This window comes from Altererythrobacter lutimaris (assembly GCF_013371495.1).
GTDB lineage: Bacteria > Pseudomonadota > Alphaproteobacteria > Sphingomonadales > Sphingomonadaceae > Erythrobacter > Erythrobacter lutimaris_A.
Genome location: NZ_JABWTA010000001.1, coordinates 740,685 through 762,395 on the forward strand (window position 1 = coordinate 740,685; position 21,711 = coordinate 762,395).

General features: G+C 57.2%; 22 protein-coding genes and 1 tRNA gene. 10 read left to right on the top strand and 13 right to left on the bottom strand.

Features of this window, described 5'->3' with window-relative positions; translation table 11 throughout:
- Nucleotides 1-148 precede the first annotated feature (148 nt).
- The 6 genes from trpC to HUO12_RS03605 form a co-directional block, all read right to left on the bottom strand.
- On the bottom strand, nt 149-934 hold the full coding sequence (gene trpC, locus HUO12_RS03580; RefSeq protein ID WP_176272298.1) for an indole-3-glycerol phosphate synthase TrpC: 786 nt from the start codon (nt 932-934) through the stop codon (nt 149-151).
- Nucleotides 935-943: 9 nt separating this feature from the next.
- Entirely contained in the window at nt 944-1,939 is a 996-nt protein-coding gene (gene trpD, locus HUO12_RS03585) for an anthranilate phosphoribosyltransferase (protein ID WP_176272299.1), read from the bottom strand.
- Entirely contained in the window at nt 1,936-2,532 is a 597-nt protein-coding gene (locus tag HUO12_RS03590) for an anthranilate synthase component II (RefSeq protein WP_176272300.1), read from the bottom strand. Before HUO12_RS03590 ends, trpD begins: the two co-directional genes overlap by 4 nt.
- The gene (locus HUO12_RS03595; RefSeq protein ID WP_176272301.1) at nt 2,529-3,401 is read right to left on the bottom strand and encodes a phosphodiester glycosidase family protein; all 873 of its coding nucleotides are present in this window, start codon (nt 3,399-3,401) and stop codon (nt 2,529-2,531) included. Before HUO12_RS03595 ends, HUO12_RS03590 begins: the two co-directional genes overlap by 4 nt.
- Complete coding sequence (gene trpE / locus HUO12_RS03600) at nt 3,398-4,864, bottom strand: anthranilate synthase component I (protein WP_269748055.1); 1,467 nt, start codon at nt 4,862-4,864, stop codon at nt 3,398-3,400. The genes HUO12_RS03595 and trpE overlap by 4 nt, the downstream gene beginning before the upstream one ends.
- Before the next feature lie 70 nt (nt 4,865-4,934).
- Nucleotides 4,935-6,878, bottom strand: a complete 1,944-nt coding sequence (locus HUO12_RS03605; protein WP_176272302.1) for a peptidylprolyl isomerase — start codon at nt 6,876-6,878, stop codon at nt 4,935-4,937.
- 281 nt (nt 6,879-7,159) lie between these two features.
- Between HUO12_RS03605 and tpiA the strand changes: the two genes are divergently transcribed.
- The 3 genes from tpiA (at nt 7,160) to HUO12_RS03620 (ending at nt 10,121) form a co-directional block, all read left to right on the top strand.
- Nucleotides 7,160-7,918 carry a triose-phosphate isomerase gene (tpiA, locus tag HUO12_RS03610; RefSeq protein ID WP_176272303.1) on the top strand — a complete coding sequence of 253 codons (759 nt, stop codon included), beginning with the start codon at nt 7,160-7,162 and terminating at the stop codon, nt 7,916-7,918.
- A 94-nt stretch (nt 7,919-8,012) separates the two neighbouring features.
- On the top strand, nt 8,013-8,393 hold the full coding sequence (secG, locus tag HUO12_RS03615) for a preprotein translocase subunit SecG (protein ID WP_176272304.1): 381 nt from the start codon (nt 8,013-8,015) through the stop codon (nt 8,391-8,393).
- A gap of 93 nt (nt 8,394-8,486) precedes the next feature.
- On the top strand, nt 8,487-10,121 hold the full coding sequence (locus HUO12_RS03620; RefSeq protein ID WP_176272305.1) for a CTP synthase: 1,635 nt from the start codon (nt 8,487-8,489) through the stop codon (nt 10,119-10,121).
- 365 nt (nt 10,122-10,486) lie between these two features.
- Here HUO12_RS03620 and HUO12_RS03625 read toward each other — a convergent pair whose 3' ends face one another.
- A complete protein-coding gene (locus HUO12_RS03625; RefSeq protein WP_176272306.1) occupies nt 10,487-10,978 on the bottom strand; it encodes an Hsp20 family protein in 492 nt (163 codons plus the stop codon).
- Nucleotides 10,979-11,161: 183 nt separating this feature from the next.
- On the opposite strand from HUO12_RS03625, the gene grxC reads away from it, so the two are divergent.
- From grxC to HUO12_RS03645, 4 genes are all read left to right on the top strand, one after another.
- Nucleotides 11,162-11,425, top strand: coding sequence for a glutaredoxin 3 (gene grxC, locus HUO12_RS03630; RefSeq protein WP_176272307.1), 264 nt, complete (start codon nt 11,162-11,164; stop codon nt 11,423-11,425).
- Nucleotides 11,426-12,241, top strand: a complete 816-nt coding sequence (locus tag HUO12_RS03635; RefSeq protein WP_176272308.1) for a carbon-nitrogen hydrolase family protein — start codon at nt 11,426-11,428, stop codon at nt 12,239-12,241.
- A gap of 26 nt (nt 12,242-12,267) precedes the next feature.
- Nucleotides 12,268-12,771 carry a DUF1178 family protein gene (locus HUO12_RS03640; RefSeq protein WP_176272309.1) on the top strand — a complete coding sequence of 168 codons (504 nt, stop codon included), beginning with the start codon at nt 12,268-12,270 and terminating at the stop codon, nt 12,769-12,771.
- A 39-nt stretch (nt 12,772-12,810) separates the two neighbouring features.
- Nucleotides 12,811-12,887, top strand: a tRNA-Arg gene (locus HUO12_RS03645).
- Between the two features lie 10 nt (nt 12,888-12,897).
- On the opposite strand, the gene HUO12_RS03650 is transcribed toward HUO12_RS03645, so the two are convergent.
- The 3 genes from HUO12_RS03650 to HUO12_RS03660 all read right to left on the bottom strand — a co-directional run bounded on the left by HUO12_RS03650 (nt 12,898) and on the right by HUO12_RS03660 (nt 15,939).
- The gene (locus tag HUO12_RS03650) at nt 12,898-14,094 is read right to left on the bottom strand and encodes an MFS transporter (protein ID WP_176272310.1); all 1,197 of its coding nucleotides are present in this window, start codon (nt 14,092-14,094) and stop codon (nt 12,898-12,900) included.
- Between the two features lie 13 nt (nt 14,095-14,107).
- Entirely contained in the window at nt 14,108-15,022 is a 915-nt protein-coding gene (locus HUO12_RS03655; RefSeq protein ID WP_176272311.1) for a haloalkane dehalogenase, read from the bottom strand.
- 71 nt (nt 15,023-15,093) lie between these two features.
- Entirely contained in the window at nt 15,094-15,939 is an 846-nt protein-coding gene (locus HUO12_RS03660; RefSeq protein WP_176272312.1) for a mechanosensitive ion channel family protein, read from the bottom strand.
- Between the two features lie 168 nt (nt 15,940-16,107).
- Between HUO12_RS03660 and HUO12_RS03665 the strand changes: the two genes are divergently transcribed.
- From HUO12_RS03665 to HUO12_RS03675, 3 genes are all read left to right on the top strand, one after another.
- Nucleotides 16,108-16,410 carry an FtsB family cell division protein gene (locus HUO12_RS03665; protein ID WP_332310364.1) on the top strand — a complete coding sequence of 101 codons (303 nt, stop codon included), beginning with the start codon at nt 16,108-16,110 and terminating at the stop codon, nt 16,408-16,410.
- A 136-nt stretch (nt 16,411-16,546) separates the two neighbouring features.
- On the top strand, nt 16,547-17,626 hold the full coding sequence (gene pdhA / locus HUO12_RS03670) for a pyruvate dehydrogenase (acetyl-transferring) E1 component subunit alpha (protein WP_176272313.1): 1,080 nt from the start codon (nt 16,547-16,549) through the stop codon (nt 17,624-17,626).
- 3 nt (nt 17,627-17,629) lie between these two features.
- Complete coding sequence (locus tag HUO12_RS03675) at nt 17,630-19,015, top strand: pyruvate dehydrogenase complex E1 component subunit beta (protein ID WP_176272314.1); 1,386 nt, start codon at nt 17,630-17,632, stop codon at nt 19,013-19,015.
- A gap of 74 nt (nt 19,016-19,089) precedes the next feature.
- On the opposite strand, the gene HUO12_RS03680 is transcribed toward HUO12_RS03675, so the two are convergent.
- Genes HUO12_RS03680 through HUO12_RS03690 form a run of 3 tightly spaced genes read right to left on the bottom strand, consistent with a single transcriptional unit; the run spans nt 19,090 to nt 21,616 of the window.
- Nucleotides 19,090-19,524: a TadE/TadG family type IV pilus assembly protein gene (locus HUO12_RS03680; RefSeq protein WP_176272315.1), complete on the bottom strand. Its 435-nt coding sequence runs from the start codon at nt 19,522-19,524 to the stop codon at nt 19,090-19,092.
- Entirely contained in the window at nt 19,521-19,982 is a 462-nt protein-coding gene (locus HUO12_RS03685) for a TadE/TadG family type IV pilus assembly protein (protein WP_176272316.1), read from the bottom strand. The genes HUO12_RS03680 and HUO12_RS03685 overlap by 4 nt, the downstream gene beginning before the upstream one ends.
- A complete protein-coding gene (locus HUO12_RS03690) occupies nt 19,979-21,616 on the bottom strand; it encodes a TadE/TadG family type IV pilus assembly protein (RefSeq protein ID WP_332310425.1) in 1,638 nt (545 codons plus the stop codon). Before HUO12_RS03690 ends, HUO12_RS03685 begins: the two co-directional genes overlap by 4 nt.
- Nucleotides 21,617-21,711: the final 95 nt, after the last annotated feature.

Here is a 21,711-nt window from a genome sequence, read left to right on the forward strand (position 1 = left end):
TTGGATACACATGTTACACAGTCCTAGGGGTAATAAAACGCCCTGAATTCTGCGGGTTTTGGTGGTTTGTTGGGAAAGGCGTGTAGGATTGCTCATGCGGGTCCTGATGCCAGAACTTCTCCGCGTAGGATAGCTCCGGTTTCGCCGGTCAGCCTTGCAATAAGGCGCGCGTAGCAGCGGCAACGTCGTCCTGCCGCATCAGGCTTTCGCCGACGAGGAAAGTTGTTACGCCGCTCTTCGCTAATCGAGCACAGTCTGCGTGGGTCGAAATTCCGCTTTCGCCGACCAGAAGTGTCCCTTCCGGGGCAAGCGGCGCGAGCCGTTCCGTCACGGCAAGGTCCGTCACAAATCGCTTCAAATCGCGATTATTCACGCCAATCAGACGTGATTTCAGCGCATGAGCGCGTGCCATCTCATCTTCGTCATGAACTTCGACAAGAACATCCATATTGTGTTCAATTGCGGCGGCTTCAATCTCAGCCATCTGCGGATCCGAAAGCGCAGCCACAATGATCAGGATCGCGTCTGCACCGATGCTGCGGGCCTCCGCAACTTGCCAGGGATCGACCATGAAGTCTTTGCGCAGGGCAGGAAGGTCGCACGCCGCGCGAGCCTCGATTAGATAATCTTCATGGCCTTGGAAATAAGGCGCATCGGTTAGGACAGACAAGCAGGCAGCGCCGCCTTGGTGATAGGCGCGCGCATGTTCTGCGGGCCGAAAATCGCTACGGATCAGACCCTTGGAAGGCGAAGCTTTCTTGATCTCTGCAATAAGTGCAAAGCCAGCTTGCGCTTTCCGCCGAAGTGCGGCCTCAAATCCGCGAGGAGCGGTCTGTTCGCTTGCACGCGCGGCTAGATCGTCAAGGCTGGATTGCGCCTTGCGAGCAGCGACTTCTTTGCGCTTGTTCGCGCAGATTTCTTCAAGCTTGTTCATCGGATCGGCCTATTGAGCAAGCTCAATCCATTTGCCAAGCAATTCGCGCGCGGCTCCGGAATCGATCGCTTCTGCAGCGATAGCAGCGCGTTCCGGCCAGCTTGAGCCTTTGCCAGCGACTTTGAGTGCGGCAGCCGCATTGAGAAGTACGGCATCACGGTAAGCGGATTTGTCACCATCCAGCAGCTTCTTCAAAGCCTCAGCGTTATACGTTGCATCATCGCCGCGAATGGCTTCGATCGGGGCGCTTTCAAGTTCAGCATCGCGCGCACGGATCCGGTAGCTGTTCACTTCGCTACCACGGACTTCTGCGACATCATTGCCGCCCGCTAGGCTCAATTCGTCCAGCCCTTCATCGCCTGACACGATCATGGCATGTTCGGTGTCGAGCTGGGCCATTGCGCCAGCGTAAATCGGCACGAATTGCGGACTGGCGATCCCCACAAGCTGGCTCTTGACGCCAGCAGGATTGCACAGGGGACCCATGAGATTGAAGATGGTGCGCCGCCCGATCTTGCGACGGATCGGCATGATCGGGCCGAGGGCTGGGTGATGCTTCTGCGCAAACAGGAAGCCGATGCCGATCTCAGCTATAGTCTTCTCAGCTGTCGCGGCGGCCGCGTCCATATCAAGACCCAGCGCTTCCAGCGTATCAGCCGCGCCTGCCTTGGAGCTTGCCGCGCGATTACCGTGCTTTGCAACGGGGACACCGCAAGCCGCGATGACTAGGCTTACAGCGGTCGAGACATTCAGCGTATGTTGTCCGTCTCCGCCTGTACCGCAAACATCAATCGCGCCATCGGGAGCTTGAACGGAGACGACCCGCGCGCGCATCGCTTTGGCAGCACCAGCAATCTCGCCCGCTGTTTCACCGCGGTCAGCCAGCGCGACAAGGAAGCCTTCGATGTCCTCTTGGCTCGGCTCGCCATCGAGAATCATTCCAAAGGCACGCTCGGCCTGTTCGACGTTCAAGCGGTGCGAATGGGGATCGGGTAATATGCTCATGCTCGCCTCTCGGGCTTTAATTCGCATATTGCCATGAAATTGGCGAGCAGATCATGACCATGCTCGGTCGCAATGCTCTCGGGATGGAATTGCACGCCATGGATCGGAAGCTCCGCATGCCGCACACCCATGACGAATCCATCGTTCGAATGGGCATTGGCGATGAGTACTTCAGGCAGGTTCTCGACGATGAGACTGTGATATCGGGTCGCTGTGAAGGGCGAGGGGAGCCCTGCAAATACGCCGGTGCTGTCATGCGTCACAGGCGAAGTCTTGCCATGCATCAGGCCGCCTTGTGCGACAGTTCCGCCAAAATGCTGACCGATCGACTGATGGCCCAAGCAAACACCAAGCAAGGGGTGCTTCGCTTCAGCACACGCTGCAACGACCTCAAGGCTGATGCCCGCTTCATTGGGCGTGCACGGGCCAGGCGAGATCAGGATACCCGCCGCACCTGTCGCGAGCGCTTCTTGCGCGCTCAGCGCGTCATTGCGAACGGTTTCCACATTCGCGCCCAGCTCCATCAGGTAATGGACAAGATTGAACGTAAAGCTGTCATAATTGTCGATGACGAGGATATCAGGAGCGCTCATTCGCCGGCCTCCTCAGCCTGTTCGACGTCGTCATTTAGCACAACAATCAACGGTCCAAGCGCTGCCTCTGCATCGAGCCGCGCAGTTGCCGGGTTCCACAAGGAAGACACATTGCTGTCGAGATAAAGCGCGTTGGGCGTCTTGAGTTCATCCCGGAAGAAGCGTGCTAACTGTCCGAAGCTGAGAGCGGCCTCGCTCATCACGAAATGCGCGCGGCCTCCGGCATCGATACCAACACCATTACGGACGGCTCTCGATGGTCCGTTGTCCTGTATCTCTGGGTGGAGTTCACCGTCGATCACCAGCATCGGGCCGGATTGCGTTCCAAACTGCGGCCTCGCTCCGACAGTGCTGTAGAACCGATCGGCACTCTTGATCTCCCATGCGCCTCCCGTTCCATAGAACACGCCGTTGGGTTTCAAATAGAAATTGCCGGAGCCGTCTTGGCGATCGAGTTCCACCAGCCGTTCACCGCCTTCGACATAGTAGCCGATTGGACGACCACCGCGTTCAAACTCCCCGCCATTGACCGCGAATGCGATTGTCGCCTGGTCGACGGTTTGTGAGAAGCTGTCGAGCGAGCCGAACACTTCGCCCTCATTGTCCGCAAGTGCTGTGCGGATCCGGTGCCGCGCCGGGTCTGCAATGCAATGCGTGAGCGGCACGCTCTCAAACTCAACCGAAGAGCATACAGAAGTTTGCGCTAGCGCCGCTTGATCACGGCGCTCCTCTTCAGCGCGCATTGCAGCCTCTTCTTCTGCGCCTTTGCCGATTTCCGTGCGCGTGACAGGCTCACCTTCAGGGGCTGGCTCACACGCGGAAAGAGCGAAAGGCAGCGCGAGGCAAAGAGTAATTCCAACAGACCTCATTGACCAAACCCCGGTTCTTCAGCAATGCGCGCCGCTTCTCTAGCGGCAGCGATTAACGCGCCTGCCTTGGCCTTGCATTCCGCCAATTCGTAGTCCGGGTCGCTGTCCGCGACGATCCCTGCGCCTGCTTGAACATGCATGACGCCATCTTTGACGACGGCTGTTCTCAAGACAATGCAGCTGTCGACCGAGCCATCCGGAGCGAAATAACCAACACCGCCGGCATAGGCTCCGCGCGCTTCAGGCTCCAGCTCTGCGATAATCTCGCATGCGCGGATTTTTGGCGCGCCGGACACTGTCCCAGCCGGAAAGCCTGCAAACAGCGCATCGAGCGCGTCCTTGGACGCATCAAGATCGCCCACCACATTGCTGACGATATGCATCACATGGCTGTAGCGTTCGATTGTGAAGCTGTCCGTCACAGTGACACTGTCCCGCGCAGCGACGCGCCCTACATCATTGCGGCCTAAATCGAGCAGCATCAGATGCTCAGCACGCTCTTTCGGGTCTGCAAGCAAGCTTTTCTCGTTCTCTCGATCTTCAGCGCCTGTGGCGCCGCGAGGCCTTGTTCCCGCGATTGGGCGGATTGTGACTTCGCCATCGCGCACGCGCACGAGTATCTCTGGACTCGAACCGACGACGGCAAAGCCGGGCAGGTCGAGAAAGTATAGGAACGGCGAAGGGTTCACACGGCGCAATGCACGGTACAATGCCAGCGGCGGCAGCGGAAACGGACACGTGAAACGCTGCGCCAGCACAACCTGAAAGATATCGCCAGCTGTGATGTAATCCTTCGCCCGTGCGACCAGGGCTTTGTATTCATCGCCAGCCATGACCGGCTCAAGCGCCATATCAGGTAGCGGCTCTGCAGCCATGGGCGCTTCGCGGGTTTTGCCTAACGAGCGCAAAGCCTCGTCAATCCGGTCGCCTGCATGATCAATGGCCGACGCAGGATCATCCGCCTGCCAAATTGGCGCAACGCAAAAGAGCTCATCCGTCAGCCGGTCGAACACAAATATGAGTGTTGGCCGCACAAACAGCATGTCCGGAAGATCAAGCGGGCTATCCGGCGCGCGCGGTAGGTCTTCGACCAACCCAACCGTCTCGTAGCCGAAATAGCCAACCAGGCAGGCTAGAGCTGGGGGAAGCTCTTCTGGAACGTCGATCTTGCAACTGCTCGCAAGCGCGCGAAGTTCGAACAGGCTGTCATTCTCGCATGCCTCGAATGCCGCGCGATCATGCCGCCAGATGCGGTTTATGCTCGCCGACGTGCTGGAGGCTTTGAACACGAGATCCGGATCGAGCCCCAGCAGACTGTGCCGACCGCGCGTTTCCCCGCCTTCGACAGACTCAAGCAAAAAGTCGCCTCGTTCTGGCTCCATCAGTTTCGTCGCCACACTGATGGGCGTTTCCGTGTCCGCAATGATCTTGCGCCACACAAGCGCAGGCTCGCCGCGCGACAACAGGTCGGCAGCATTGCCTGCGTTATGCGGCGAATGTGCTGTAGCGGACGCCTCCAGCTGCTCTACTCCGTCAGCTTTCGCCGGTGAGCTGCTTGCGCACGGCTTCAATCGCGGTGTCGTTCTGCTCGACACCCAGCTCGTTGCGCATTGCGCGCACCAACTGCTGGCTTTGCTCGTCGCTCAGTGCGTTCTGCAATTGCATGCGTGTTGCCGCAAGGATCGGATCATCGTCAGCGATCGGATCGGTGGAGATGTCATCGAGATCAACGATAAACCAACCCAGATCATTGCCAGCCTCAAGTTTTTTGCTCGTGCCTTCGGCCATGGAGAACAGCAGAGCTAGGGCAGGGGGCACGCGCCCTTGCTGAGCCGTAATCTCTTCACGGCCGAGATTGACTTGCTCGGCTCCGGGCAGGCGCTTTTCTTCCGCTTGAACTGCGGCTTGCAGGGATCCTGCTTCGCCTGAGCGCAAACGCTCCAGTATGCGGTCGGAGGCTGCTCGTGCCTGATCCATTCCTTCCGAAAGACGCCAGGTGATCGTCACTTGCTCCTTGATTTCAACAAGCGGTGCGGCGGCAGATGGTGTGATGTCGGTCACTTCGAAAATCAGATAGGCCTGACCAACAACAACTTCAGCAAGCTGCGGCTCTTCTTCATCCATCTGGAATGCGGTGTCGATTGCAGGCCGCAGGATCGGAGGCAGAGGCTGCGGGCGTTCCGCACCATAAACCTGACCGTCAGCTGTAAGCGGAGGCGAGCTGCGCAGTTCCAAGCCAAGCCCTTCTGCCACTTGCGAAAGCGCTTCGCCGTCATCCAGACGTTGCTCGATCTCGGCAGAAAGGTCAGCAATGGCAGCAGCGCGCTTCTCCGTACGCAACTGTTCGCGGATTTCCGGTGTCGCCTGCGCGAGGTTCCTGGCCGGGATGGTCTGCACAGCCGTCACGCGCGTGACGTACCAACCCAAAGCCGCACGGGCTGGCGCAGCAACCTGACCACGTGGTGCGGTGAAAGCTGCTTCTGCCACAGCTGCATTGGTCGATGCAGCTAGGTCTGCACGACTGACGGCATCAACGCGGGAGATGGAGAACCCTGCCTCGCGCGCTGCCGCTTCAAAAGAAGTGCCGGAATTGACGCGCTGGCGAATGGCATTCGCGGCCTGTTCTGTTGGAACAATAAACTGAGCCAAGCTGCGCGTTTCCTGTGCAGCATACTGCGCTGCGTCGCGTTCATAACGAGCTGCTACCTCCTCCGCGGAAGGCTCGATCCGCTGATCTACGCTGTCCGCACCGAATGTGGCATAGCGCAAAACGCGGCGCTCCGGCCGGATATAGCGGTCACGGTTCTCCTGGTAGAATTCTTCCAGCTGCGCGTCTGTCGGGTCTTCAGTTGGCGCAAACACCGCGCTTGGCACAAGCACGAGCGAGCCCGTGCGACGCTCGCGTAAGAGCGACGCATATCGGTGCGCCAATTTGTCAGGCATCACCGCGCCGCTATCAATCGGTGTCAGGATTTGCTGAGCCAACAGGCTGGTGACGAGATCCTCGCGCACTTCGGCATCAGTCAAGCGTTGGCCGGCGAGGACATTGTTATACGCTTCCTGGCTGAAATTGCCGTCCGCACCGCGGAATGCTGGAATGCTCATAATCTCGCTATTCACGAGATTGTCGCCTGCGCGAATGCCCATCAGCTTTGCATATTCGCTGATAGCTGCACGATCGATCAGCTGTGTAACGACTTCATCGAGACCGCCTTGTGCGATGAAGGCAGGCATGGTGATTGTTGGATCTTGCTGCCTAATTTGATCAACAGCGCGTCCGGCCGCCGAGGATAGATCAGCTGTGCCAATGCGCTCTTCGCCGACAACTGCGACACGGTCTCCGCCCGCAACGCCGCCAAAGGTCGCTGTGCCGGCAACGTCGCTGCTTGCAAAAGCAAACCCGATCAGCACGAGAAACGCGAGCGTCAGCCCAAGGCCGATCTTCGTTTTGAAGAAATTGCGGAAAAATGTGAGCATGTCTGGCGGTTGTCCGAGTTTTAATGGGTCAGCAGAAAGACGAATGTATTGCTTTGTCGTTTGAGGCTTTCGCGAGGCTTAAGCGCCGCTCTACCCCCGAGCGATTTGGGCTTTATCCACCCTGAGACCTAGCTGCAACAGCCTGCCGGTGATTTTGTGCGAGGAACTCTTTTGACTGGACTGGCAAACCCGTCTAGCGGACCTGTCCCTAGCCGCTATGTCGGCTCAACAAGATCCCCGGTCCTGCTGAACAGGATCGTTGAAATGCAGGATATTTCTCTATGGCCGAACGGCCCTATATCGTTGGTAACTGGAAGATGCACGGGACGCGCGCGATGCTTTCGGAAGCGCGCGCAATCGACCGTGCTGCGCAGCGGCATATGAAGGTTGAGGTTGCAGTTGCACCTCCTTTCACGCTGATCCACGCGGTACATCGCGAGGTGGAACAGATCGCTGTGGGTGCACAGGACTGTCACAAAGCGGACGCCGGCGCCCATACAGGTGATGTGTCTGCCAGCATGGTTGCGGATGCGGGCGCGAAGTTCGTTATCCTCGGGCATAGCGAGCGGCGGGAGAACCACGCAGAGCAAGATGCTGATGTCCGGGCGAAAGCCGAAGCGGCTTTGGAAGCGGGCCTCAATCTCATCATCTGTTGCGGCGAATCGGCTGAAACGCGGGACAAAGGCAAGGCAGAGGCTTTTGTAATGAAGCAGCTCCGCGCGTCATTGCCTGAGCTTGAGAATGCAGCAGAGCAATTGACTGTCGCATACGAACCGATCTGGGCGATTGGCACTGGCAACACAGCCTCACCGGACGATGTCCTCGCAATGCACGCAACAATCCGTAGCATGCTGTGCGAGATCTACGGAGAGGAAGCAGGCCCGGCGATCCGCATTCTCTATGGTGGTTCGGTGAAACCGGAGAATGCCCGCGAACTGATGGCGCTTGAGAATGTCGATGGCGCACTGGTCGGCGGGGCGAGCCTTTCAGCAGACAGCTTTATGGGCATCGCTTTGGCGGCGGCTGAAACCTCGGACTGAGCTTCACGCTCGACCGCTTTACCCTTGTGATGGGCGCGTGGGGCGCTTACATCGCTCCCCGATCCCATAACCAAGCTATTACAGGCCAGTTTCCATGTCGCTTTTTCTCTTTTTGACAGTTGTTCAGGCGGTTGTAGCCGCCGCACTTGTCGGCGTTATCCTGATGCAGCGCTCTGAAGGTGGCGGCCTTGGCATTGGCGGCAGCCCGGGCGGCGTTATGGGTGCGCGCGGTGCAGCTGACTTTTTGACCCGCTCAACAAAGTGGCTTGCGATTGTATTTGTCGCCTTGTCGATTGCGCTGGCTGCTGTTGCTGTTGATTCGACTGGCACGGACGAGATCACTTCAACACTGGACCGCAATGTCACTCCGGCAGCACCTGCTGATCCCCTGGCGAGCCCGGGCGCCGATCCGCTCGCAGCACCCGCTCAGCCAGCGCAACCTGACGAAGATCCGCTCGCCGGCGCAACAGAATAAGTCGCAATTCACAGTTTTCCTTGTGGATGGCTGCGCAATCGCGGCGCAATTCGCTTGCCACGAATCCAATTAAGCGCTTAAGGCCCGACTCCCATGGCGCGGTACATTTTTATCACCGGCGGCGTGGTCTCCTCGCTCGGAAAAGGTCTCATGGCAGCAAGCCTAGGTGCTTTGCTGCAAGCGCGCGGCTATAAGGTCCGCATTCGAAAATTCGATCCCTATTTGAACGTCGATCCGGGCACGATGAGCCCGTATCAGCATGGCGAAGTCTATGTGACGGACGATGGAGCAGAGACGGATCTTGATCTCGGCCATTATGAGCGATTTACAGGCGTCTCAGCGCGTCAGAGCGACAATATTACTTCGGGCCGCGTCTACCGCGACATCATCGCGAAAGAGCGCCGAGGGGACTATCTGGGCGCGACAGTGCAGGTCATTCCGCATGTGACAGACGCGATCAAGGAATTCGCGCTTGCAGATCAAGGCGACCACGATTTCATCCTGTGCGAGATTGGCGGAACCGTCGGCGACATTGAAAGCCTTCCTTTTATGGAGGCCATTCGCCAGCTTCGTAACGAGCTTGAACCAAACCAGACGCTGAGCGTGCACGTGACGCTTGTACCGTATATCGCGGCGGCGGGTGAGCTGAAGACAAAGCCGACACAGCACTCGGTGCGCGAGCTGGCTTCGCTCGGGATCAAGCCTGATGTGCTGCTGTGTCGTGCCGAGCATCCATTGCCGGACGGAGAGCGTCAAAAGATCGCGAACTTCTGCAATGTGCGCAAGCAAGCCGTAATCCCGGCGCTTGATGCCTCGTCGATCTACGCCGTACCGGTCCAGTATCATAAGGAAGGGCTCGATACTGAAGTCCTGCGCGGATTTGGCATCACCGATGCGCCGGAGCCGGACTTGGCGCGCTGGAACGACGTGCTTGATCGCTATGAGAACCCTGAAGGCGAAGTCACAATCGGTGTTGTCGGTAAATATGTCGGCCTGCAGGATGCCTATAAGTCATTGAATGAAGCGCTCGTCCATGGTGGGATGGCCAACCGAGTCAAGGTCAACATCCGCTGGATTGACGCGGAGATATTCGAGCAGGATGAAGGTGATATCGCGAGCGCGCTAGAGCCCCTTCATGGCATTCTCGTGCCCGGCGGTTTTGGCGAGCGAGGCAGCGAAGGCAAGATCGCCAGCGTCCGCTTCGCGCGCGAGAGAAAGGTGCCATTCTTCGGCATCTGCCTTGGCATGCAGATGGCATGTATTGAAGGCGCACGTACCGCGGGCTTTGACGCAGCTTCCTCCACCGAATTCGGCGAAACGAGCGAACCGGTTGTCGGCATCATCGAAGAGTGGATGACAGCTGAAGGTTTGGAAACCCGTGAAGCGGGTGGGGATTTGGGCGGAACCATGCGGCTTGGCGCATATGATGCGAAGCTAGCAGGCAATAGCCATGTCTCGCAGATCTATGATGGTGCTTCGATGATTTCAGAGCGACATCGCCACCGCTACGAGGTCAACAGCGCCTATATCGAGCCGCTGGAGAAGCAGGGTCTCGTGTTTTCCGGCATGTCTCCTGATGGCCTGTTGCCGGAAATCGTTGAGCGGCCCGATCACCCATGGTTCGTCGGCGTACAGTTCCACCCGGAGCTGAAGTCCAAGCCGTTTGATCCTCATCCATTGTTTGCTGGCTTCATTGAAGCGGCGCTGGAGCAGTCACGCTTGGTTTAAAGCTGCCTGAGTAACAATGGTTTCCCTGGGTGCCTGATTTGTGCGCAGTCCTATATTGTTTTGTCAGTGTTCGCGAAGCTTATGACGCGAATCTACAATTCACTCGGAAATAACTTGCATAGGTTGCAATTCGCGCACTAACCGCATGGCAGCGCTCTTCTTTCGTGACGGTGCGCAGCTCAGGGTCGTCTTTGTGCTTGAGCAAACTAACAAGATTCTGCTGGGGGGTATGCCAGCAACAGAGCTTGGCTCGGGATTGTCCGTCTTCTGCGACCCGGACGGTCATTTCTGACCAAGGCGGCATAAGTCGCGGGGGCGGCCCTGTAACGACCGCCCCCACTTTACTTCAACAATTTGGTGGTGCGTCAGGCGGCGTCTGCTTCGCCGTCCTTGCCGTCCTCGTCAGACGAAGTTGGGACCGCTTTCAGCGTGGTTCCGCCATTTACAGCAATCTTCTTTGGCTTCATCGCTTCCGGGACTTCACGAACCAGATCGATCGTCAGAAGACCGTCTGCCAAGTCAGCGTTCTCAACACGAACATAGTCAGCTAGCTCGAACCGGCGTTCAAAACCGCGATTGGCGATCCCGACATGCAGCATGTCGCCGACGACGCCGTCTTCATCGCGCTTCTTACCTTGAACTGTCAGCAGGTTCTGTTGAGCAGTAATATCGAGGTCTGCGGGACGGAAGCCTGCAACCGCCAAAGTGATGCGGTAATCGTCTTCGCCGCGACGCTCGATGTTGAAGGGTGGGTAATTGTCACCGTTATTATTGCGCACCTGACGTTCGAGAATGTCGAACAGGTGGTCAAAGCCGACGGTATTGCGGCGGTAGGGTGTAAAATCGAAACGTGACATATCTAACAAATCCTCTTGTTTGAGCAATTTGACATGTGATGCGCCTGACCATTCAGCGTCGCATCGTCAGCGCCTTAGCTCCCGGATTTGGCGAACCTTGGCGTGTGATTGAAGTGGGTAGGGGGCAGCCCCTTTTCAAGGGCCTCTTGCATGCTACATAGAATGCGAAATCTCGAGGAATTTATGGCTCAACCCAAGATCGACATTTACACCAAGTTCGGATGCCCGTTCTGCGTGCGAGCAAAGCACTTGCTTGACCAGAAAGGCGCAGAGTACGAAGAATTTGACATCACTATTGGTGGACCCAAAAAGGCCGAGATGCTGGAGCGCGCACCGCAAGCTCGCACAGTGCCGCAGATTTTCATTGGCGAAACGCATGTTGGCGGCTCGGATGACCTGGCGGCGCTGGAACGCGAAGGCAAGCTCGACACACTGTTAGCGGGCTGAATGACGCGCATAGCTGTCTTGCAGATGACTTCGGGTGTTGATCCTGAAGCAAACTTCGAGACGATTTTTCGCGCGGTTTGTGATGCGCGAGCGGGCGGGGCGGAAATGCTCTTCACGCCAGAGATGAGCCTGCTGCTGGATCGCGACCGCAAGCGGGCGGCGCCTCACATAGTGCCGCAGTCCGTTACTCCTTTCCCAGACAGGCTGCGAAAAGCTGCGAAGTCTAAAGCAATGTGGATGACCGCCGGAATTCCTGTGGCGCTGGAGAGCGGGCGCTATGCCAATCGCCAGTGGTTGTTCTCACCTTCCGGCGAACTTACTTCGCACTACGACAAGATCCACATGTTTGATGTGGAGCTTTCTACCGGCGAAAGCTGGCGCGAGAGCAGCGCTTACGAGCCGGGTACCGAGGTCGTGACAATCGATGAAACACCAGTCGGACGGCTCGGCCTCACGACCTGCTACGACATGCGGTTCCCGGCCCTCTTCGAGGCGCTAGGCCGCAGGAAGTGCAATGCGATATCCATTCCGGCCGCATTCACCGTCCCGACCGGTAAAGCGCATTGGCATGTCATGCTGCGCGCACGGGCGATAGAGGCAAGCGCCTTCGTCATCGCCGCTGCGCAAGTGGGCAAACACGAGGATGGTCGCGAAACTTACGGCCATTCGCTTGTGGTGGACCCCTGGGGTGAAGTGCTGCTTGATATGGGCGGCGAGGAACCCGGTCTGGCCTTCGTGGATTTGGATATGGCGCGGATTGAAGAGGTTCGCTCGCAATTGCCCAGCCTTGCGAATAAGCGCGACATCCCTAGTTAAGGCCTCTCTGGTAACGACTTCCTCAGATGATTGTTTTTGATCTCTCTTGTGCCGCGGGGCATCGCTTTGAAGGCTGGTTTGGCTCGTCCTCTGACTATGAGGATCAGCGAGCGCGTGGCTTGGTGGCTTGCCCGCATTGCGGCACGGCGGATGTGAACAAAGCACCAATGGCACCGGCTGTTCCGGCAAAAGGCAATCAGGATCGCGCACCTGCTCCGATTGAGGTTGATAGCGAAACGAGCGCCCCGTCATCTGCTTCTGCAGCCAACCCTATGACCGGCGGTGAAATTCCACCCGCTGTCCAGAAAGCGATGCAAGCGCTCGCGGACGCGCAGGCAAAGGCATTGAAGGAAAGCCGCTATGTTGGTGACAGTCTCGCTGATGAAGCGCGCGCGATGCATTATGGCGAGAAGGATCTGGAAGCGATCCATGGCAAGGCTACGCTCAAGGAAGCGAAGGAATTGTTGGAAGAAGGCGTGCCGGTCGCACCGCTACTCGCGCCCTATACGCCGCCTGATGAATTGAATTGAGTTGTAAGCGGGTAAGGGCAGCTCTATCAGCGCGGACGGGGCCCCGTAGCTCAGCCGGATAGAGCACCAGATTCCTAATCTGGGGGCCGCGTGTTCGAATCACGCCGGGGTCACCACTTTTTTACGCTATTGAGATGCACGCGGCTGCGAGACGCTTCGTGCGATAACGCACAACACGATGACCGCCGCCATCATCGCCCCCAGCAGCATGCATGTTCCTTGCCACCCTGCTGCATCATAAACAGCAGTGCCAAGGAAGCTCCCGATGCCACCACCGATAAACATGATGACGACATAGGCTGCGGTCAGGCGCGTACGGATTTCCGGGCTAAGCGCCAGAAAGGTCATGCGTCCGGTCACATCAATGCTTGGGCCGACTGCAGCAACCAATGTCAGCGGAACGAGTAACAGCCATGCGCTGCCCGATAGCGGGTAGAAGAGCGCAACGCCCACTGCCTGGATCAAGGCAAACATGAGCCTTGCGCGCTTTGGTCCTACCTTGTCTGCCCATCGCCCAAGCCTGGGCGTAGTCAGCACGCTGATGGCTGAAACGCCAGCGAGATAGCCAACGGTGTCGACGCCGTATCCCATTTCAGGGCTTGTCAGGTACAGCGCCAAGGCTAGCCACGTCGCAATAAACGCGCCGAAGTTGAGCGCTTGAATCATCGCAGAGAGCAGTACATCGCGATGCTGTTTTGCGATCGAAAACACTGAGAGAACCAGTGCGGGATAACTCCCGGTGGCCTGTTTCTCGACTGTGCCTTCGCTCCGCATAATGCGGGGCAACATTAACGCCATGATCGCCATCGCACTGGTCGCAATCCAGTAGACTGCATGCCAACCGAAATATTCCGCCACCACTCCCGCGCCCACTCGCGCCACAAGAATGCCGAACACGGTCCCTGCAGTAAGCAAAGCCGTCACTTCGCCTAGCCGCTCAGGCGCCACCCGCTTCGAGGCAAAGGCAGGCAGGATGTAGGGCGTGATCGTGAAGAAGCCGAGCAGTGTTGACGCGATGGTGAACGGCCAAAAACTGTAGGACAGCGTCATGGCCAGCATGGCTAGTGTCTGCAGTGTTACAAAGACTATGCTGAGACTGCGATTGGAATAGCGATCGCCGAGCGGCAATAGCAGCAAGATACCTAATGCCAGGCCGATCTGGTTGAGCGCTGGGACTATGCCGATGCTTGCCTGACTGACCCCAAAATCGCGCGCGACTTCTCCGATAATCGGGTGAAGGTAATAGGCATTCGCGATCACAACCGCGGTGGTGATCGCAAGCGCATATTCCTGCGCGCGGGTCAGGTGTTTCAGGTCAGACAAATGACTGTGTTGCTTAGGTCAGAAAACCCGCTCTTTTCGCTGTATCGATAACCGCTTGAGCGAGTTCTTGCGGCCGGTCTTCCTGACAGAAGTGGCCGCATACAGACAGCATACCATGAGGCTGGTCGTTAGCGCCTGCAATTCGGTCAATCAGCGGCTGTGCGAGCCCGCCCGTCACAGGGTCATCTTCGCCGAATAGCGTAAGGAAAGGCTTCGAAAACGCCGCAAGGCCTTCCCAGGCGGCCTTGTTCTCCTCGATGCCGGCCATGCCGTCTTCAACCGGTACAAGCTGCGGGAAAGCCCGTGCGCCAGCCTTGCTCGGTTCGTCCGGGAACGGCGCATCATAGGCCGCGACTTCCGCGTCGCTGCGCTCTGTTGCTGTCGCGCGCTGAAGCAGTTCACCGATCTGAAATTCTGGCGAGCTCTTCGCAAACTCGCGCCAGGCAAGGAAAGCCGGGGAGGGCGTGCCGCCTGTTGGCAGGAAGGTATTGCTCGCCACAACGCAAGCGAACCTGTCCGGCTCCAGACCGACCATGCGTAGCCCGAGCAAGCCGCCCCAGTCCTGACAGAACAGCGCGGCATCCTGCGGACAAACGGCGTTGCGCCATTGCTGCAACCAATCGACATGGCGCGCATATGTGTAGAAGCTCTGATCGCTTGGCTTGTCGCTTTTGCCGAAACCGATGAGGTCTGGTGCGAGGCAGCGGAAACCTGCATCCACCAGCACCGGGATCATCTTGCGGTAAAGGAAGCTCCAGCTTGGCTCTCCGTGAAAGAGTAGAACGACCGGCGCGTCTTTCGCCCCTTCATCGACATAGTGCATGCGTCCCTTGCGCCCATCACCAAGCTCAATCTCGAGCCAGCTCTCCTCGAAGGGGTAGTCGGGAATGTCTGCAAAACGTGCGGGATCGTAGCTCAGGATTTCCATGAAACCTCTCCTTTGACGGAGATAGGTATCATGGAAAAACTGAATTGCCACCCGTGCGTTTTACCACGGGTCTATTTGTCGAGCGGCACAGGCTCCTTGAAGGTGTGCGTGATGTAAGGGAACGGTATCTCGATACCTGCATCATCAAGGCCGCGCTTGATTGCGCGCATGATCTGGTCTTTCGATGTGGCCGCTGCGCCTGCGCTAGAGCCGGCCCACCACCGCACGAGGAAGTCGACCGAACTGGAATTGAATTCGGTCGCGAAGACATCGATATCCTCGTCCTTGTTTACAGCTTCAATGCTCTCGACGGCCTTGAAGATTACGTCGGCTGCTTTCTCTAGGTCGGTATCGTAAGACACGCCGATCACAAGCTGGTGACGACGCTGTTTCGCATCGGTGATGATCTCAACCGGATTCTTGAACAGAAATGCGTTGGGCACGACCGTGAGCTCGCCTGAAGCGCGGCGAAGATGCGTCTCCCGTAGAGTTATGTGTTCAACCGCGCCATCAATCCCTTCGCATTCGATTACGTCGCCGATCCGCATTTTCTCGCGCAGCATGATAAGTACGCCAGCGAGGAAATTCTCGAAGATGTCTTGAAACGCGAAGCCAATGGCAAGCGCGCCGACACCGAGGCCTGCGAGCAAGCTGCCCGGTGTGAGGTCAGGAAATACGACAATGGCCGCGATGAACAATCCCAGCAGCCATATGCCAAGTTTAACCAGAGTCTCAAGTAGATTGCGCAGGGAAGGGCGGAGTTCTGTCTTGCCGCTCATCCGGTCAACGATCTTGACGGCTAATCCGGCAACAATCCCGGTGATCAATATGATCAGAAACGCGATCATCATGCTGGGTATGCTTTCGGCAAAGCCGTACCACATCTGGCTGAGCTGGCTGTCGATGGTTTCCATCATGATTGAATGTCCCTCCTGATTGGTCTCTCAGCAGCTCAACGATAGGCATTACTGCGTGTTCCGAGCAACCGTTCATCGCAATTCGAGCAAGTTCTCGCGGCTTCTATGACAATTCGCTTGAATCTCAGCGTTAACTATGATTCTGTGGGGAAATTGACGCTTGGGGGAATGATGCGCAAACCGCCGAAAGAGCAGGTAAGGCAAGGACTGGCTTTGGCTGGCTTGCTGCTGCTTACGGGATTTGCAATTGCTGGACCAACCGGCTTGCTCGCGTGGAGCGAGAACGCATCGAAGCTTGATCAGCACCAAGCCCATATCGCGCATCTTCAAGAAAAGCGTGACGAGCTTAAGAACCGTGTCGATCTGCTAGACCCCAATGCGGCAGACCCTGATTTGGTGGGCGAGCTATTGCGGCGCGACATGAATATGGTTCACCCTGACGAAGTGGTAATCACGCTCGATCAGGACTGATCTTTCCGCACTGCGGCTGCTTCAAAACTCAATGCAAGATTTCGTATGCAAGGCGCTCGCTTTACGTTGCGTCTCGTGCGGCCTTGCGCCTATAGGCTAACCATCCCCAGGGGCAGAAAATAACGAGGACAGAAGCTTGGCCAAACAAGCAAAAACCCGCAAATCCGCAGAGCCAAAGGCGAAAGCAGACAACACGGATTTCGTGCTGCGTTCGCTGCAGGAAGCGCATGAGAAGAACAAGCGCTATGATGCGAGCGACGACGAGATGCTGCACTTCTATGAGCAAATGCTGCTCATCCGGCGCTTCGAAGAGAAAGCGGGTCAGCTATACGGCCTGGGCCTGATCGGCGGCTTCTGCCACTTGTATATCGGTCAAGAAGCGGTTGCGATCGGCCTACAGAGTGCGCTCGACAATGATAAAGACAGCGTGATCACCGGTTATCGCGACCACGGGCACATGCTTGCTTACGGGATCGATCCCAATGTCATCATGGCCGAGCTGACCGGGCGTCAAGCCGGTATTTCCGAGGGGAAGGGCGGCTCGATGCACATGTTCAGCACCGAGCATAAGTTTTATGGCGGCCACGGCATTGTTGGCGCGCAGGTTGCTTTGGGCGGCGGTTTGGCGCTCGCTCACAAATACAACGAGGATGGTGGGCTGTGCCTAGCGTATTTCGGTGATGGCGCGGCGAACCAGGGACAGGTCTATGAGACATTCAACATGGCAGCCTTGTGGAACCTGCCAATCGTGTTTGTTGTAGAGAACAACCAATATGCGATGGGTACGGCCGTCAGCCGGTCGTCGGCCGAAACCGAATTCTACCGCCGCGGCACCGCGTTCCGCATTCCCGGCATGGATGTGAACGGCATGGACGTACTGGAAGTGCGCGGCGCGGCTGAAATTGCATTCGAGCATGTGCGCGCAGGTCGCGGACCCGTGCTGATGGAATGCAATACCTACCGCTATCGCGGACACTCTATGTCCGACCCTGCCAAGTATCGTTCGCGCGATGAAGTGCAGGGCATGCGCGATACGCGCGATCCGATTGAAGGCTTGAAGAAGGTTCTGCTTGAGAAAGGCAAGACTGAAGAAGAGCTGAAAGCCATTGATAAGGCCATCCGCAAGACCGTTGCCGAGGCGGCTGACTTTGCTGAAACATCGCCTGAGCCGGATCCAGCTGAACTCTACACCGATGTTCTGGTGGAGGAGTATTGAGCGATGGCTATTGAACTCAAGATGCCCGCGCTGTCTCCAACCATGGAAGAGGGCACTCTCGCCAAATGGCTTAAGTCCGAAGGTGATGAAATCACTGCAGGTGACATCATTGCAGAGATCGAGACCGATAAAGCGACGATGGAATTTGAAGCGGTCGATGAAGGTACGCTCGCGAAGATCATGGTGGCTGAAGGCACAGAGAATGTGGCTGTCGGGACTGTGATCGCAATGCTCGCTGAAGAAGGGGAGGATGCAGGAGATGTGTCTGCGCCCAGCAGCGAAAGCGCGACACCAGCACCAGTTGAAGCTTCGCCCTCTCCAGAACCTTCGCCTGAGCCAGCGATTGCGCCTCCGAAGGGGCCTGCAGAGCGTCCATCCGATCCGTCGGTCCCCGAGGGCACCAGCTTCACCAGTGTCTCAGTCCGCGAAGCCTTGCGTGATGGCATGGCCGAGGAAATGCGCCGCGATGAGCGCGTCTTCGTCATGGGCGAGGAAGTTGCAGAGTATCAAGGGGCTTACAAAGTCACTCAGGGCCTGCTCGACGAATTTGGTCCCAAGCGTGTGATTGATACTCCAATTACCGAGTACGGTTTCGCGGGTATTGGCACGGGCGCTGCGATGGGCGGCCTTCGTCCGATCGTCGAATTCATGACGTTCAACTTCGCGATGCAGGCGATTGACCACATCATCAACTCGGCAGCAAAGACGAACTATATGTCCGGCGGGCAGATGCGCTGCCCAGTCGTGTTCCGCGGGCCCAATGGCGCCGCAAGCCGCGTAGGCGCGCAGCACAGCCAGAACTATGGGCCGTGGTATGCCTCGGTTCCTGGCCTGATTGTCATCGCACCCTATGACAGCGCGGACGCAAAAGGCCTCATGAAAGCGGCCATTCGCACAGAAGACCCTGTTGTCTTCCTCGAGAATGAGCTGGTCTATGGTCGCAGTTTCGATGTTCCGGACATGGATGACTATGTCCTGCCGATCGGCAAGGCGCGGATCATGCGCGAAGGCTCGGACGTTACCATCGTGAGTTATTCCATCGGGGTAGGGTTCGCGCTGGAGGCTGCTGAACAGCTCGCAAGCGAAGGCATCGATGCTGAAGTCATCGACCTGCGCACGCTGCGTCCGCTCGACAAGCAGGCGATCCTCGACAGTCTTGCAAAGACCAATCGTCTGGTGATCGCTGAAGAGGGTTGGCCGACGTGTTCGATTGCGTCAGAAGTGATTTCAATCTGCATGGAAGAGGGTTTTGACCACTTGGATGCGCCGGTTCTTCGTGTTTGCAATGAAGACGTGCCGCTACCCTATGCAGCAAATCTCGAGAAGCTCGCGCTGATCGACACACCGCGGATTGTCTCTGCGGTCAAGAAAGTTTGCTACGCGGACTGATGTGACTCAGAAACGAAGAGGGCCGCTGCGGATCACCCGGAGCGGCCCTTCGTGTATATGGTTCCCAACCAGTCCTATTCGTCGATCAGGAAAATCGGGCGCTGGAAGTTCAAGCGCTGCGAAGTCCAATCGAAGAACGGGAGAACCGCTGGCGGCGTATAGCGGATAGTCAGCGTTTTCTCGAAAGCACCATCCACTCGCTGAGTGAAAGGTTCACTTACAGAGGCTGAGAAGTTGCGATCAAGGGCATAGGGCAGGCTCTCACCAATGCGTTCCGCCTCAGTGCGGATATCGTCATTGGTAATCTCGTTCTTCTTTTGATACTCAACGACTGCATAGCGCGCCGTCTCCGAGGCAACGCTACGCATGGCATTCATCGCCTGCATGTTGATTGCAATCTGAAATACGCCGAGCAGTAAGGCCAGAAAGGCCGGTGCCAAAATCGCAAATTCGATGATGGTTGCAGCTTCTTCGTTGCGCTCAAGGCGTTTGAAAAATGGCATCTTCATGAGATTTGTACCCTGCGGCGAATGTCATAATTGATCGGCGATCCGAACCCGAAGTCAGTCCATACAGGGGTGTAGGTGTCGGTCATACGGATCTCGATATATTCCGAGATTACCGCCGTTCCTGAACAAGCCGTATCTACGGTTTGCATAGTCGTGTCTGTGTCACAGCGATAAAGCTGGCTAAGCGAGACATTCGCATCGCCGAGCCCGGTTGATGCTTCAATCACATCCTCAAGCGTCGCACGCTCTGTTGCATCGTCCGGTGCCCGGGCGAGGGTGATTGCGGCCGCTTCCGCAGCCGCAGTCTGCAACTCAGCGTTACGAGCAATGATCATCGAAGCTTCAAAGCCGCCCAAGGCCAGAACTGCCAGGATGGGGACGATGAATGCGGTTTCGATGACGGCTGTGCCGCTCTCGTCACGAAGTGACGCACGAAGGTGTGACAGACGTTGCATCATCCGACCAACCTCACACGCGTACCGCCGTTAACCGAGTAAACCGGATTGGGCGTTGACGGATCACAGAAGGTGGTCAGATCGGCCGTGCCGCCAATCTGGATTTCGTTCGCCGCGATCATAAGGCAGCGACCAGTGCCGCTCGTACCAGCCATCGTTCCCAAGAGGTCAACGGGGCTGTTGGGCGTGTAAATTACACCATCAAGACGCGTCGAAGCGTTACCATTGATCAGATTGCGGTTATTCGATTGAGAATCGCGATGTTCAAACACCAGCATGTTCTCAAGCTCGGCCGCATCCGCTGCCGATACGCCAGCAGCAATGAGTTCGAGCGCGGTCATCGCGGAAAGATCGATTGAGGCACCACCATTGATCTGGATGTCCGCGCCATTCTTCAGCACGAACATCACACCGTTGCCGGTCAGAGAATATGACGCATTGACTTGCAATCGGCCGCCATCAATTACGTAGATACCGCCAGCGAGAGTGGTGTCGCAGCTCAGTTGGAAGTCTGAGTACGTGCCAGGCAGTTGTGTGCCTCCAGGCGCGCTGAAAGAAATGTCAGAATAGGTGAAAGTCGTAGTCGTAACCGGCTGTTCCCAGATCGTGTCAGGGCCGCGACCCTCAATTGCGACAAGCGATCCAGTGACAACCTGCGAGCGAGTTGTGGGTGAAGTCGAGAAGGTCTGGTCGTCGAACGTCAAGGGCGCAGAAGTTGTCGGCAAGGAGCCATTTGTTCCCGTGTACGTGATCGTTCCGCCGTTCTCGGCCTGTCGAGCGTTTCGGCCCTGGTAGTAGTTGTAGGTAACTGCTTCGACCTGTGTTTCATCAGCCGTCCAGGGGTCTGAGCTTGCGCCACAGCTTAGCGTGCGCGGCGCAGGATTGTCAGGCGGAGTAAGTTCTTCGAAGGGATCGAATACCCCTTCAGAGTTTTCTACAACTGTCGCATTTGCGAAGCCGTCATGCGTATCTGTGACGGACCCAGCTGTGATGACGAAGCCAACATCATAGGTTCCGGAGTTACCGCTAATCGCTACGGCTCCGTTACCATCAGAAACCGCACCGATGCCGCATGGAGCATTGACGTTTGGACCACCGTTGAACCAAACGCCGCGGCTGCCACTTGGCTTAACAGCCAGGATGCAGGGGTTGTATGCCGCTTCGCTCTCCCAGATCGCCTGAGAGCGCACGCTAACTGTAGCAGCACGACCCATCACAAAGTTCGAGAATGGCAGGTTGCCCGTTACGCTCGCAGTGACAACCACGCTGTTCTGAGTTCCGGAAAGATAGTCTGCCAATGACGCCGTGTGCGTAGGCGTGTTGCCCTCTGTTACTTGCAGGTTGACCGCAAATTCCTGTCCAGCACGCGTCTGGTAGACTGTGCCGGTGTCTCCATTCCCGCGCGCCCAAGCACCGGCCATTGCCGCCTGGTCAGCGGCATATTGAAGTTCGCGCTGCCACAGATACCACTGTGCTGTGTCGACAGCGAAGCCAGCGCCGCCGATTAAGGCTGGCATGCCCAAACCCACGATCAAAGCTGTGTTTCCGCTTGTATTTCGACGAAGTCGACGTGCGAATTTTTTCAGTGCGCTCATCCGTGACGGTCCTGCAAATAGAATTGGTCCAATGATGCGCATTAGCCCAAGCAAGGTAGCCGGTCCGTTGAACGGTATGGTTAACAAGAAGTTCGCCTTGTTTTCCCGCGAGATGGCCAATACGGGCGCAAAACGCC

Coding starts and splice junctions, on each gene's coding strand:
- trpC (WP_176272298.1), bottom strand. CDS start 934: ATGAACAAGCTTGAAGAAATCTGCGCGAACAAGCGCAAAGAAGTCGCT.
- trpD (WP_176272299.1), bottom strand. CDS start 1,939: ATGAGCATATTACCCGATCCCCATTCGCACCGCTTGAACGTCGAACAG.
- HUO12_RS03590 (WP_176272300.1), bottom strand. CDS start 2,532: ATGAGCGCTCCTGATATCCTCGTCATCGACAATTATGACAGCTTTACG.
- HUO12_RS03595 (WP_176272301.1), bottom strand. CDS start 3,401: ATGAGGTCTGTTGGAATTACTCTTTGCCTCGCGCTGCCTTTCGCTCTT.
- HUO12_RS03605 (WP_176272302.1), bottom strand. CDS start 6,878: ATGCTCACATTTTTCCGCAATTTCTTCAAAACGAAGATCGGCCTTGGG.
- tpiA (WP_176272303.1), top strand. CDS start 7,160: ATGGCCGAACGGCCCTATATCGTTGGTAACTGGAAGATGCACGGGACG.
- secG (WP_176272304.1), top strand. CDS start 8,013: ATGTCGCTTTTTCTCTTTTTGACAGTTGTTCAGGCGGTTGTAGCCGCC.
- HUO12_RS03620 (WP_176272305.1), top strand. CDS start 8,487: ATGGCGCGGTACATTTTTATCACCGGCGGCGTGGTCTCCTCGCTCGGA.
- HUO12_RS03625 (WP_176272306.1), bottom strand. CDS start 10,978: ATGTCACGTTTCGATTTTACACCCTACCGCCGCAATACCGTCGGCTTT.
- grxC (WP_176272307.1), top strand. CDS start 11,162: ATGGCTCAACCCAAGATCGACATTTACACCAAGTTCGGATGCCCGTTC.
- HUO12_RS03635 (WP_176272308.1), top strand. CDS start 11,426: ATGACGCGCATAGCTGTCTTGCAGATGACTTCGGGTGTTGATCCTGAA.
- HUO12_RS03640 (WP_176272309.1), top strand. CDS start 12,268: ATGATTGTTTTTGATCTCTCTTGTGCCGCGGGGCATCGCTTTGAAGGC.
- HUO12_RS03655 (WP_176272311.1), bottom strand. CDS start 15,022: ATGGAAATCCTGAGCTACGATCCCGCACGTTTTGCAGACATTCCCGAC.
- HUO12_RS03660 (WP_176272312.1), bottom strand. CDS start 15,939: ATGATGGAAACCATCGACAGCCAGCTCAGCCAGATGTGGTACGGCTTT.
- HUO12_RS03665 (WP_332310364.1), top strand. CDS start 16,108: ATGATGCGCAAACCGCCGAAAGAGCAGGTAAGGCAAGGACTGGCTTTG.
- HUO12_RS03675 (WP_176272314.1), top strand. CDS start 17,630: ATGGCTATTGAACTCAAGATGCCCGCGCTGTCTCCAACCATGGAAGAG.
- HUO12_RS03680 (WP_176272315.1), bottom strand. CDS start 19,524: ATGAAGATGCCATTTTTCAAACGCCTTGAGCGCAACGAAGAAGCTGCA.
- HUO12_RS03685 (WP_176272316.1), bottom strand. CDS start 19,982: ATGATGCAACGTCTGTCACACCTTCGTGCGTCACTTCGTGACGAGAGC.
- HUO12_RS03690 (WP_332310425.1), bottom strand. CDS start 21,616: ATGCGCATCATTGGACCAATTCTATTTGCAGGACCGTCACGGATGAGC.